Below are 12450 nucleotides of genomic sequence, written 5' to 3'. Positions count from 1 at the left end.
GGCACGGCCTTCGGGCCCGCGCCGCCCACCGCCTCAGGGGAATTCCGAGAGGAATGTATGTCTCTCCGTCACGCTTTCCGTAGCGACAACACCCACCGCGGCATGGGCCGGACCCAGCGCCGCCTGCGTACCGCCGCCGTCGCCGGCGCCGTGGTCGCCGCACCGCTCGCGGGCGTCGCAGCCGCGGGGTCGGCCGAGGCCGCGAGCGTCTCCACGTGGGACAAGGTCGCCCAGTGCGAGAGTGGTGGCAACTGGTCGATCAACACGGGCAACGGCTACTACGGCGGCCTCCAGTTCACGTTGAACACCTGGAAGGCCTACGGCGGCACGGGCATGCCGCACCAGGCCTCCAAGTCCGAGCAGATCCGGATCGCCGAGAAGGTGCTCGCGGGTCAGGGCCCCGGTGCGTGGCCCGTGTGCAGCAAGAAGGCCGGCCTCACGAAGGGCGGCGGCAGCCCGGACCTGGGCAGCACCACCACGACGACGAAGCCCACCACGTCGAAGCCGTCGACCACCACCAAGCCGTCGACGACCAAGCCGACGACCAGCAAGCCGTCGACCACCAAGCCGACCACGTCGAAGCCCACCACGACCAAGCCGTCGACGTCGCAGCAGACGACCAAGCCGCAGGCCGCGCCGGTGCAGAACACCGCCGCGCCGTCGACCGGTGGCTATGTCGTCCAGCCGGGTGACACGCTGAGCCAGATCGCCGCGGAGCACGACGTGCCCGGCGGATGGCAGGCGCTGTACACGAAGAACCAGTCCGTCGTGGGCTCGGACGCCGACCTGATCTTCCCGGGCCAGACGCTCACGCTGAGCTGACCCGGAGCCGTAGCGCGCCGAAGGGCCGGCACACCGCGGGTGTGCCGGCCCTTCGGCCTGTCCGGGCGCCGGATTCCGGCGGGGCGGCTCAGGGGGATCCGTGGCCTCCGGCGGGCAGGCCGAGGGACAGCGACCCTTCGGTCAGGTGGCCGCACGCGCGTTCCATGCGGCGGGCTATGTCGCCGGCGCGTTCGAGCAGCAGGCGGGCCCGTTCGCGGTCGCGCTCGCGCCACTCCAGCGCGTCGGAGTGCTCGGCGGGACGCCGCACGCGCCGCGTCTCACCCGCGGCAGGCCCGGTGCCGACCTCGGGTGCGCCGCGGTCGTGCGCAAACTCGTTCATGTTCCGTCGGATTCCACATCCTTCGACAACTCATACGTCTCCCGGGGATCGTCATGCGTGATTCCGATCACGTCGTTGGCCGGCGCGAAACGTACGGGACCGAGAAGTTGGCGGTGACCTGCGGCAACACGCGTGTGTGCGTGGCGGGTCGGGGCGGTGTGCCGGGTTTTGCCGTGCGGTGTGGGGTTGTTCCGTTTGCGGGGGCCGGGCGCCGCACGTCCGCCCGACGCCCGCGCGGACGGCCGGGGCGCGGCGGGCACGCGACCGCCGGAATGTGACGCTTTGTCACCAGCGCCGCCGTTCGCGGGCGTTGGCGGTCCGGCGGGACGAGCCCGCGTGGTCCGCCGAGGCGAGTCGCGCGTCCGCGCGCGGACGGGGGAATTCCCGGGCCGGTCAGCGGGAAGGCCCCCGAGCCGGTCACACTGCTGTCCATGACGACCCTCATCGCCGGCGCCAATCTCCCCGTCCCCCTGGGGGACCTCTCCCTGGTGGTCCGCTGGGCACCGGGCACCTACGGGTACGGCGCCACGGCCGTCGACGCCTCGGCCCTGCTCGTGAACGCGACCGGGCGCGTGCGCTCCGATGACGACTTCGTCTTCTACAACCAGCCGCAGGCCGCCGGCGGAGCGGTCGCCCACCACGTCGGCCCGGCCGGCACCGAGTACCTGACGGTGTCGCCGCACGCCCTGCCGCCCGACATCGAGCGCGTGGTCGTCGCCGCGTCCGTGCACGAGGGCACCTTCGGCGCGGTCTCCGGGCTCGTGCTCGACCTGGTCGACGGCTCCGGTGCCCCGGTGGCGACGTACCCCGTCACGCCGCCGCGCGGCAGCGAGACCGTCCTGGTGCTCGGCGAGCTCTACCGCCGCCAAGGGCAGTGGAGGCTCCGCGCGATCGGCCAGGGGTACGACACCGGCCTCGCGGGGCTCGCGACCGACTACGGCGTCACGATCGCCGACGACGACGCCGCCGAGGCCCAGGCCGCGCCCGCCGCCGCACCGGCGTTCATCCCGCCGCCCGCGGCGCCCTCCGACGCGGTTCCGGCCGCCGCGGGCGCGTACGGCGGGCAGCCGCCCGGCGTCCTGCCCACGGCGGTTCCGCCCGGCGGCTGGGCCCCGCCCGCCTACGCCGACGACTTGACGCTGCGGCTGCCCAACCCGGCGTCCGACCCCGACACCGCCGGACTGCCGCCGCAGTTGGGCGCGATGGTCTCGCTGCGCAAGGAGACGGTGCGGGTCACGCTGGAGAAGAAGGGCCTGACCGGCGTACGGGCGCGGGTCGCCCTGGTGCTCGACCGGTCGGGGTCGATGAGGCAGCTCTACGGCGGCGGTACGGTCGGCCGGCTGGTCGAGCGCATGGCGCCGATCGCGGCAAGGCTCGACTCCGACGGATCACTCGACGCGTGGATCTTCGCGGACGATTTCGCCCGCCTGCCACCGCTGCGCGTCCCCGAACTGCCCGCGTGGATCGACGCGAACGTCTACATCACGTCGAAGGGCCGCCAGATGCCCCCGCTGCCGGACGGCAGCCCGCGGGTGCCCGACCGCCTCGCGGAGGTGTCCGGCGGCAACAACGAGCCGAAGGTCATCCGCGACATCATCGACTTCTACCACGCGCGGCCCGGCGACCCCGTGCTCGTGCTGTTCTACTCGGACGGCGGCATCAACCGCGGCAGGAAGATCGGCGAACTGCTCACCGCCGCCGCGACATTGCCGATCTTCTGGCAGTTCGTGGGCCTCGGCCGCGCCGAGTACGGCATTCTGGAGCGCTTCGACACGATGCCGGGCCGCGTGGTCGACAACGCCGGGTTCTTCCAGGTCGACGACTTCGACAAGGTCTCCGACGGCGAGCTGTACGACCGGCTGCTCGGCGAGTTCCCGCAGTGGCTCGCGGAGGCCCGGGCCCACGGCATCGTGCGCTGACGCCTCGCACGGCGGGCGCGGGGAGGCCAAGTGCCCGCGAAACCGGGGGAGTCGGCGCGGGCCTCGCGGTGAAGTCGCCCATGTGGGGGTAAAAACCCTGTGGGGACGCGGGAGTTCGCAGGCCGCCCCCCGCCGACCGGCCGACCGGCCGACCCGTCCGCCCCGGAGATCGCGCGCCACCGCCGCAACGACCGCATCGAACCGAGCCGAGGAAGTGGTCCGATGGCCGCGAGACCGTTCGACGACGACCGCGACCGCGACGACACCCGCGATACCGGCGACCTCCGCGACCGCGGCGGAGCGTCGGCATGACCGTCGCCGCCCACCTCGCCCTGTGGGCGCTCGGTCTGACGGAGAAGAACACCCCCGACGAGGTCCGCGATTCCGTGTGCCGCAACCTGCTGGACGGGGTCGGCAACGCGATCGCGGCGTACCGGCTCGGTGCCGCGCGGCCCGCGGTGACGGTGGCGACCGGGCTCGGGGGGCCGCGCAAGGCGTCGGTCATCGGGTCCGACGGCCCCCGGATCTCGCCTCCGGCCGCCGCGTTCGCCAACGGCGCGCTCGTGCACGCGCTGGACTTCGACGACACCCACCCCGTCGGTCTCGTGCACGCCACCGCCGTGGTGCTGCCGGCCGCGTTCGCGGTCGGCCAGGAGACCCGGTCCTCCGGTGCCGAGGTGCTGCTCGCCGCGGTGGCGGGCCTGGAGGCGGTGTGCCGGATCGCGTCCGCCGCGCCGCACACGTTCCACGAACGCGGGCTGCACGCGACCGGTGCCACCGGCGTGTTCGGCGCGGCCCTGGCCGCGTCGCGCCTGATGGGGCTGGGCATGGACCGGACGGTCCACGCGCTGGGCATCGCCGGGAGTTCGGCGGGCGGCCTGCTGGAGTGCCGGAACACCGGGGCGTCGACCACGCAGCTTCACCCGGGGCAGGCGGCGGCCGACGGCATCATGGCGGCGCGGCTCGCGGCGGCCGGGGCGTCCGGGCCCGACACCGTGTTCGAGGGGGAGTTCGGCTTCTACCGGGTGCACGCGGACTGCGCGCTGAGCCCGCACCGGATCCTCGGCGGGCTCGGTGAGCGCTGGGAGGTGCTGGGCATCGTCCCCAAGGCGTACCCGTGCGCGCAGTTGATCCACGCGTCGCTCAACGCGGGAGCGCGGGCCGTCGAGCACATGGCGGAGGCCGGGCTCGGCGCGGACGCGATCGACTGGGTCAAGGTCGCCGTGCCGAAGGAGGCGCTGCGGCTGGTGTGCGCGCCGGACAAGGCGTTCCCGCGCACGCCCCACGAGGCCAAGCACTCCCTCGCGTGGTCGCTCGCCGCGATGCTGACCGACGGGTCGGTGGGCGTGGACACGTATTCGGAGGGGTGTACGCGGCGTCCGCAACTGGGCCGCCTGGCCCAGCGGGTGCGGTTCGTGCCGGTGCGCGGCGACGGGCCGCCCGCGACGGCTCCGGGACGCCTGACGCTCCGCTTCAAAGGCGGTCGGCAGCTGCGGGTGGAGGCGGCGGGGGCCGTCGGGCTGTCCGAGACCGCGCTGACGGCGAAGTTCCACGCCAACGCGGGCGGCATGACGCCCGCGTCGGATCAGTTGGCGGCCCGCGTCCGGGCGCTGGGGACGGTCCGCGGCCTCGGCCCGGTCCTCGATCTGACCGCACTGGTCGCCTCCGCGCGTGCGGTGGTGGCGTGACGCGGTGCGGGCCCGGGGTGTGGCCGATACCGGGAAGCCCCGCCACAGCACCTGTGGATAACCTGCCGCGCGCCGGGGTGCGCCGGAGTGCACAGCGCACTCCGGCGCCTTGCGCCCGGCCATTCGTGAAGGCTTTGACCTGCGAATATTCTGCTGATCCGACCATCCCGTGGATCGCCGACACAGTTGTACACAGGCTGTGGATAACTGCTGCCCCCTCCCCGACTCCTGTGGATTTCGGGTTGTCGGACCGAGCGCGCGGCCGTCTCGTCAGGGACGCGCCGGCGCCGCCTCGGGCCGGTCGATGACGCGCAGCCACGTGCCGTCCGGCTGACGGTGGGCGACCTGGACCCGGCCGCCCGTACCGTCGGCCGGCTTGGTCGACGTCAGCGCGAGGTCGCCGTAGTGGACGGTGGGAAGCGGCTCCTCGATCGCGAACGGCTCGGCCGCGTACGCCACCAGGCGCTCGCAGACCGCGCGGATGGCCTCGTGCCCGACCGTGGTCGACCCGGGCGGGTACGCCAGCACCGCGTCCGGCGCGTACAGGGCCGCGAGCCCGTCGGCGTCCTTGGCGTTCGCCCGTTCGACGAACAGGCGCGCCAGGTCCTCGGGGGTCTTCGCGGTCTCACGGGTGGTGTCCGTCACGGCGGTCTTCCTCTCGTGTGCGGGCACGCCGGTGCGTGCCCGCCTCCACCCTCCGCCCGCCACCGGCCAGAAGTCCAAGAGATGGTACGTATCGCGGCTAGAATCACCGGTTATGGAACTGCGCCAGCTCGCGTACTTCGTCGCCGTCGCCGAGGAGCGCAACTTCACCCGTGCCGCGGAGCGCGAGCACGTCGCCCAGCCGGGCGTGAGCGCGCAGATCCGCAGGCTCGAACGCGAGCTGGGCCAGGAGCTGCTGCACCGCGGCGGCCGTGGCGTGCGCCTGACCGAGGCCGGCGAGGCGGTCCTGCCGTACGCTCGCGCGGCCCTCGCGGCCGTCGAGGGAGCCCGTCTCGCGGTCGACGAGCTGACCGGGCTGCTGCGCGGGCACGTCGCGGTCGGCACCGTCACCTCGCACAACGTCGACGTCGCCGGGCTCCTCGCCGCCTTCCACGCGGCGCACCCGGGCGTCGAGATCACCCTGGCCGAGGCGCCCAGCGACCACCTGGTCGGGCAACTGCGCGCGGGCGACCTCGATCTCGCGATCGTCAGCGTCGGCAGCGCCGTCCCGGAAGGCCTCGCGTCCGAGGTGGTCGTCGACGAGCCGATCGTCGCCGCGGTCGCGCCCGACCACGAACTGGCCCCGCACGACGCGGTTTCGCTCGACACGCTGCGCGGGCGTCCGCTGATCAGCCTCCCGCGCGGCACGGGGCTGAGGGCCCGGCTCGACGAGGCGTGTGCCACCGCGGGGTTCACCCCGAGGATCGCCTTCGAGGCGGGCGCCCCGGAGGTGTTGGCCGAGTTGGCCGCGCGCGGCCTCGGAATCGCCCTGCTGCCACGGGCGTTCGCCGTCAGCCGGGCGGACCGGCTGCGTGCGGTGCCGATCGAGCGCCCGGCGCTGCGCGGTCGCCTGGTCTTCGCGTGGCGCGCGGACGGCCCCGCGCGCCCGGCGGGACGCGCGCTGGTGGCGCGGGCGCGCGCGATGGTCCGCGCGGGGGCGGCGAGCTGACGCCGGGTCAGCCGAAGGTCGCCTGCACGTAGACCGTCCGCGGCGCCTGGTACTCGACCACCGTCACCAACTGCCCGATGTCGAACGACTCCCCGGGGTTCACCGGATACGCCAGGAAGGCCTCGGAGCCGCCGCGCACCAGGACCATGATCTCCCCCACCAGGCCCGGGCCGACGCGCCCGGTCACCTTTCCCCGCATGCCGACCATGCGTTCATTGTCGCGGCGGTGCCGCGGGCCCGCAGCGGGATCCCCCTCTGGTCCGGAATCGCTCGCTGTGCGAGGGTGTATGTCGACAGATACACGGGAGCTCGGGGCCACCGGGCTGAGAGGGCGCTGACGCCGCGCCGACCGCAGAACCTGACCGGGTAATGCCGGCGTAGGGAGTTCTTTTAATGTCGACGCACCAAGCGGCCCTGCCCGCCCAGGGCGAGGTCACCACGGGCGCCATCGCGCCCGCGCACCACAAGCAGCACCTGATCGGCTCGCGCGACGACCTGCGCGTGCCGGTCCGGACCGTCCACCTGACCAACGACGCCACCGTGCGGCTGTACGACACGTCCGGCCCGTACACCGACCCCGCCTACGAGGTGGACGTGCGCCGCGGCCTCCCGCCCATCCGGGAGGCGTGGATCGACGAGCGCGCCGACACCGAGCGGTACGACGGCCGCATCGAGGCGCTCGGCACGCTCCCCGGCACCGGGCCGATCCGCCCGCGCCGGGCGCGCGCGGGCGCGACCGTGACGCAACTCGCGTACGCCCGCAAGGGGATCGTCACCCCGGAGATGGAATTCGTCGCCATCCGCGAGGGGTTGTCCGGCGAGGTGGTCCGCGACGCCATCGCGTCCGGCAAGGCGGTCCTGCCCGCCAACATCAACCACCCGGAGATCGAGCCGATGATCATCGGCAAGGACTTCCTGGTGAAGGTCAACGCCAACATCGGCAACTCGGCGGTGACCTCCTCGATCGAGGAGGAGACCGACAAGCTGGTGTGGGCCATCCGCTGGGGCGCCGACACGGTCATGGACCTGTCGACCGGCGACGACATCCACAGCACCCGCGAGTGGATCGTCCGCAACTCGCCCGTGCCCATCGGCACCGTGCCGCTCTACCAGGCCCTCGAAAAGGTCGCCGGCAAGCCCGAGGAACTCACCTGGGAGCTGTACCGCGACACCGTCATCGAGCAGGCCGAGCAGGGCGTCGACTACATGACCGTGCACGCGGGCGTGCTCCTGCGGTACGTCCCGCTCACCGCGCGGCGCAAGACCGGCATCGTGTCGCGCGGCGGCTCGATCATGGCCGCGTGGTGCCTCGCGCACCATGAGGAGAACTTCCTCTACACCCACTTCCGCGAACTGACCGAGATCCTGCGGGAGTACGACATCACCTACTCGCTCGGCGACGGCCTGCGCCCGGGCAGCACCTACGACGCCAACGACGAGGCGCAGTTCGCCGAGCTGACCACGCTGGGCGAACTCGGGCGCATCGCGCGGGAGATGGACGTCCAGGTGATGATCGAGGGCCCCGGCCACGTGCCGATGCACAAGATCAAGGAGAACGTCGACCTCCAGCAGGAGATCTGCGACGAGGCGCCGTTCTACACCCTCGGCCCGCTCACCACCGACATCGCGCCGGGCTACGACCACATCACGTCCGCGATCGGTGCGGCGATGATCGGCATGTGGGGCACCGCGATGCTCTGCTACGTCACGCCGAAGGAGCACCTGGGGCTTCCGGACCGCGACGACGTCAAGGCCGGGGTGATCGCCTACAAGATCGCCGCGCACGCCGCGGACCTGGCGAAGGGCCACCCGACCGCGCACGAGTGGGACGACGCGCTGTCGGACGCCCGCTTCGAGTTCCGCTGGCAGGACCAGTTCGACCTGGCCCTCGATCCGGACACCGCCCGCGCGTACCATGACGAGACCCTTCCGGCCGCGCCCGCGAAGACCGCGCACTTCTGCTCGATGTGCGGCCCGAAATTCTGCTCGATGAAGATCTCGCAGAAGATCCGCGACGAGCACGGCGACGGCTCGTCGGCCGTCGAAAGCGGTTACGGCGCCGACGCGTTGGCCGGGATGCGGGCGAAGTCCGAGGAGTTCGCGGCCCAGGGCGGCCGCGTGTACCTCCCGCTCGCGGACTGAGGCCGGGGGCTCCGGCCCCGCACGGCACCGCGCGGGGACGAGAAGGGCCGCGGCACGGCGCTTCTCGTCCCCGACGCGCGGTGCGTCAGTTGTACTCGTTCTCCGTGTTGATGTCGTAGACCATGCCGAGGGTCTCCTCGTCCGCCGGCGCGGGCGGTTCGGCGGGCTCGGCCACCGGCAGCGGCAGCCGGGTGACCAGGCACGGGCCGCCCAGGTAGATGCCGCCGTCCAGGTTGATGACCTGGCCGTCCGCGTACACCCTCGGCCCCTCGATCGTCGCGGGGTCCTGGCCGGTCTGGTACGGGATCGGCGTATGGCCGTGCACGATGTGCCGGCCCCCCAACTCGCCGAGGAGGTCCGCCGCCGCGTCCGCGCCCGACTCGCCCATGAACGCGCCGCGCCGCGTGAGGTTGCGGAACAGGTCCCAGCACGGCAGGGGTTCGGGGTCGCGGAGCATCTCGGCGATCTCGCCGTCGATGTCCTCGATCGTGCTGCCGTATTCGAGATAGGCGTTGCTGTCCGAGTGGATCAGCAGATAGCCGTCGACGACCGCGGCGACCGGCTGCGACACCAGCCACTGGGCCTGCACCTCGGTCAGGCGGTCCAGATCCCACTGGAGGCCGCCGTTGCGCAGCCAGATCTCCCGGAACGTCGTCGCGCCGCCCGCGACCGGCACCGGGTGGTCGCCGAAGAAGTACACGCCGAGCAGCAGAATCTCGTGGTTGCCCAGCAACATCCGGGAGCTGCCGCCGACTTCGGCGGCCTCCTCGGCGAGGCGCATCGCCAGTTCCACGACGCCGATGCCGTCGGGGCCCCGGTCGGTGAAGTCGCCGAGAAACCACAGCCGCGACGCACCGCCCGTCCAGCCCCCCTCGTCGTCGATCAAACCCTGCTCGCGCAAAGCCGATTCGAGCTCGTCGAGGTGGCCGTGCACGTCGCCCACCACGTACAGCGGCGCGTCCTCGACGTCGACCGCGCCGGCCGTCCCCGACGCTCCCGAGGCGATGCTCACGAGACGATTCCTTTCTTCCGCGCCCCCACGCCCTGCCAGCGCCCGCGGTGGGGGGTGACGCCTGTCATGAAGCATGACGCACCACGGGGCTGTACGGCTGCGGTGGTCGCGATACGAACACCGTCCGAAACGGATACCGTGCGGCGACGGTATCTTGCGCGGGCGGATCCGGGAACGGTCCGGTCCAGAGACCTCGCACGTTCCGCGCGATCGGGCGCCTGCCCCCGGGCGGACCGGGGGGACGCGGCGACGACCGGAAAGCCGGACAAACCGTCAGAAGCCCGGTGTTCGGCGGCGTGTCGAGGCCCGGGCCGACAGCCGAATCGGGACCGTGAGCCGCGTCGGCCGGTGCCGCGCCGCCCGGGCGGTCTGGTCCTCGATCACACCGACCAGCAGCTCCACCGCGCTGCTCCCGGTGATGCGGGGCTGGAGGCTCAGGGTCGTCATCGGCGGCTCGGCGGACGTGTGCGGCGCGTCCTCCCCGCACCCCGCCACCAGCAGGTCGTCCGGTACGCGCAGACCGCGCGCCCGGGCCGCCGCGAGCAGTTCCGCGCCACCGCCCTCGTGCAGGCCGAACACGGCGTCGGGGCGTTCCTCCGGCGCACGGTCCAGCAGGCGGCCGGCCGCGAGCGCCGCCGCGCCCGGCCCGCCGAGCGGGTAGGCCTCGACGATCGGCGCGGCCCCCTGCTCCGCACACCACGCGCGGTATGCCTCGACGCTCCGCCGGGCGTACGTGCCGTTCTCGGCCGCCAGCAGGCCGACGCGGCGCCCGCCGTTCTCGGCCAGGTGGTCCAGGACCGTGCGCATCGCCAGCGTGTGGTCGATGTCGACCCAGCCGTGCACGACGCTCGTGCCGGGATGCCCGCCGGTCACCACGGGCACGCCGCGGCGCAGGAGTTCCCGGACCATCGGGTCGTCCTCGACGGGGTCCACGACGATCGTGCCGTCGAGGGCGACGTTGCCCCACACGTCGTGCCGCGAGGACGTGGGCAGCACGACGAGGGCGTAGCCGCGGTCGAGCGCGGCGCCGGTGGCGGCGCGCACCAGCTCGGTGAACCAGCCGTACTCGGTCAGGGCGAACGGTTCGGCGGCGTGGTTCGTCGTCGTCAGACCGATGAGCCCGGACCGCCCCGTGCGCAGCGTGCGGGCCGCGGCGGAGGGACGGTAGCCGAGCCGGTCGGCGATTTCGCGCACGTGCAGGCGGGTGGAATCGGGCAGGCGCCCCTTGCCGTTGAGCGCGTCCGATACGGTCGTGATCGACACTCCGGCCGCAGCCGCCACATCTCGGATGCCGACGCGTGCGGGACGCCGCCGGGGCACCCCCTGGTCAACAGTCATCGCGACTGACATTAGGGCCGTTCGGGTGGTGAAAGCCCTGCCATGGTCTTCCTTTTGCGAAGAAACGGTTTTCCGCATACCTGGCCCTGACGTGGAGCCGGCATCGCCCGCCCGGCGGTCGCGACGGCCCCGGAGGACCGGGCCGGTGACCGGCTCCGCCCGGAAACGTAGGCTGAGACGGGGGCGGCGGGCACGGCACGGCCGACGCGCCCGCACGACCGCGCCCACGCGGCGCACTGGCACCTTTGGAGGACTGTGGTGACCCACGACAACGCCGGTACGACCGGGCCCCGGCTGCGCGGCGTGCTCGACACCCTGCCCGCGTACAAACCGGGCCGGCCGGCGGCGGGGGGCGGCGGGATGCCGTCGTACAAGCTGTCGTCGAACGAGAACCCCTACCCGCCGCTGCCGGGTGTCCTGGAGAGCGTGGCCGGGGCCGCCGCTTCCGTCAACCGCTACCCGGACATGGCGTGCGGCGAGCTGACCGCCGCGCTCGCGGACCACTTCGGGGTGCCGGCCGCGCACGTCGCCACCGGCACCGGGTCGGTCGGCGTCGCCCAGCAGCTGTTGCAGGCGACGTCCGGGCCGGGCGACGAAGTCGTCTACGCGTGGCGGTCGTTCGAGGCGTACCCGATCATCACGCAGATCTCCGGCGCGGCCTCGGTGCGGGTGCCGCTGCGCGCGGACGAGAGCCACGACCTGGACGCGATGGCCGACGCGGTCACCGACCGCACGCGGCTCATCTTCGTGTGCAACCCGAACAACCCCACCGGGCGGTCGCTGCGGCGGGACGAACTGACCCGCTTCCTGGACCGCGTGCCGTCCGACGTGCTCGTCGTGCTCGACGAGGCGTACAAGGAGTTCGTGCGCGATCCGGAGGTCCCGGACGGCGTCGAGCTGTACCGCGACCGCCCCAACGTCGCGGTGCTGCGCACGTTCTCCAAGGCGTACGGCCTGGCCGGGCTGCGGGTCGGCTTCGCCATCGCGCACGAGCCGGTTGCCGAGGCGCTGCGCAAGACGGCGGTGCCGTTCGGGGTGAGCCAGATCGCCCAGGACGCCGCGGTCGCGTCGCTGCGGGCCGAGGCGCTGCTGCTGGAACGCGTCGACGCGTTGGTCGGCGAGCGTACGCGCGTCGTGGACGCGCTGCGGGCCCAGGGCTGGACCGTCCCGGAGACGCAGGCCAACTTCGTGTGGCTGCGCCTCGGCGACCGGACCGCGGAGTTCGCCGCGGCCTGCGGCGCGGCGGGCGTCGCCGTGCGCCCCTTCGAGGGCGAGGGCTGCCGCGTGACGGTGGGCGAGAAGGAAGCCAACGACTTGTTCCTGGAGGTCGCGGCGCGGCTGCGCTGAACGGAGGGCGGCGGGGCGCGTGGACGAGGGTGACCGGCGGCCCGCCCGCTCGCGCTTTCCGTACCCCCCTGTCCGGGCCGGAGGCCCCCCTCGTTAGAGTTTGTGAACGGATGCACAAGCTCGACTTTGTGAATGCATGCACAAAGTTCTGCCATGCTTCATCACGTTTCGCCAGGGTTCGCCCTGGCCGC

At 73.0% G+C, this 12450-nt stretch carries 11 protein-coding genes; 6 read left to right on the top strand and 5 right to left on the bottom strand.

What is annotated here, in order from left to right:
* Nucleotides 1–102 precede the first annotated feature (102 nt).
* A complete protein-coding gene (locus LO772_RS35835; protein WP_269453221.1) occupies nt 103–822 on the top strand; it encodes a LysM peptidoglycan-binding domain-containing protein in 720 nt (239 codons plus the stop codon).
* An 88-nt stretch (nt 823–910) separates the two neighbouring features.
* On the opposite strand, the gene LO772_RS17420 is transcribed toward LO772_RS35835, so the two are convergent.
* A complete protein-coding gene (locus tag LO772_RS17420) occupies nt 911–1162 on the bottom strand; it encodes a hypothetical protein (protein WP_231779326.1) in 252 nt (83 codons plus the stop codon).
* Nucleotides 1163–1593: 431 nt separating this feature from the next.
* On the opposite strand from LO772_RS17420, the gene LO772_RS17415 reads away from it, so the two are divergent.
* Entirely contained in the window at nt 1594–3081 is a 1488-nt protein-coding gene (locus tag LO772_RS17415) for a VWA domain-containing protein (RefSeq protein ID WP_231779325.1), read from the top strand.
* A 308-nt stretch (nt 3082–3389) separates the two neighbouring features.
* The gene (locus LO772_RS17410; RefSeq protein ID WP_231779324.1) at nt 3390–4769 is read left to right on the top strand and encodes an MmgE/PrpD family protein; all 1380 of its coding nucleotides are present in this window, start codon (nt 3390–3392) and stop codon (nt 4767–4769) included.
* Nucleotides 4770–5039: 270 nt separating this feature from the next.
* Here LO772_RS17410 and LO772_RS17405 read toward each other — a convergent pair whose 3' ends face one another.
* Nucleotides 5040–5414, bottom strand: coding sequence for a YybH family protein (locus LO772_RS17405; protein ID WP_231779323.1), 375 nt, complete (start codon nt 5412–5414; stop codon nt 5040–5042).
* A 112-nt stretch (nt 5415–5526) separates the two neighbouring features.
* Here LO772_RS17405 and LO772_RS17400 point away from each other — a divergent pair, with 112 nt between their 5' ends.
* Nucleotides 5527–6420, top strand: coding sequence for a LysR family transcriptional regulator (locus LO772_RS17400; protein ID WP_231779322.1), 894 nt, complete (start codon nt 5527–5529; stop codon nt 6418–6420).
* A 7-nt stretch (nt 6421–6427) separates the two neighbouring features.
* Here LO772_RS17400 and LO772_RS17395 read toward each other — a convergent pair whose 3' ends face one another.
* Nucleotides 6428–6628 carry a hypothetical protein gene (locus LO772_RS17395; protein ID WP_231779321.1) on the bottom strand — a complete coding sequence of 67 codons (201 nt, stop codon included), beginning with the start codon at nt 6626–6628 and terminating at the stop codon, nt 6428–6430.
* A gap of 185 nt (nt 6629–6813) precedes the next feature.
* Between LO772_RS17395 and thiC the strand changes: the two genes are divergently transcribed.
* Nucleotides 6814–8562: a phosphomethylpyrimidine synthase ThiC gene (gene thiC, locus LO772_RS17390; RefSeq protein ID WP_231779320.1), complete on the top strand. Its 1749-nt coding sequence runs from the start codon at nt 6814–6816 to the stop codon at nt 8560–8562.
* An 85-nt stretch (nt 8563–8647) separates the two neighbouring features.
* Here the strand turns inward: thiC and LO772_RS17385 are convergent, their stop codons facing one another.
* Nucleotides 8648–9574, bottom strand: coding sequence for a metallophosphoesterase family protein (locus LO772_RS17385; protein ID WP_231779319.1), 927 nt, complete (start codon nt 9572–9574; stop codon nt 8648–8650).
* 273 nt (nt 9575–9847) lie between these two features.
* The gene (locus LO772_RS17380; protein WP_231779318.1) at nt 9848–10912 is read right to left on the bottom strand and encodes a LacI family DNA-binding transcriptional regulator; all 1065 of its coding nucleotides are present in this window, start codon (nt 10910–10912) and stop codon (nt 9848–9850) included.
* A 258-nt stretch (nt 10913–11170) separates the two neighbouring features.
* On the opposite strand from LO772_RS17380, the gene hisC reads away from it, so the two are divergent.
* Complete coding sequence (gene hisC / locus LO772_RS17375; RefSeq protein WP_231779317.1) at nt 11171–12259, top strand: histidinol-phosphate transaminase; 1089 nt, start codon at nt 11171–11173, stop codon at nt 12257–12259.
* Nucleotides 12260–12450: the final 191 nt, after the last annotated feature.

It is taken from the genome of Yinghuangia sp. ASG 101 (genome assembly GCF_021165735.1).
GTDB lineage: Bacteria > Actinomycetota > Actinomycetes > Streptomycetales > Streptomycetaceae > Yinghuangia.
The sequence above is the reverse complement of the archived record's forward strand: the minus strand, read 5'-3'. Positions and strand labels throughout refer to the sequence as shown.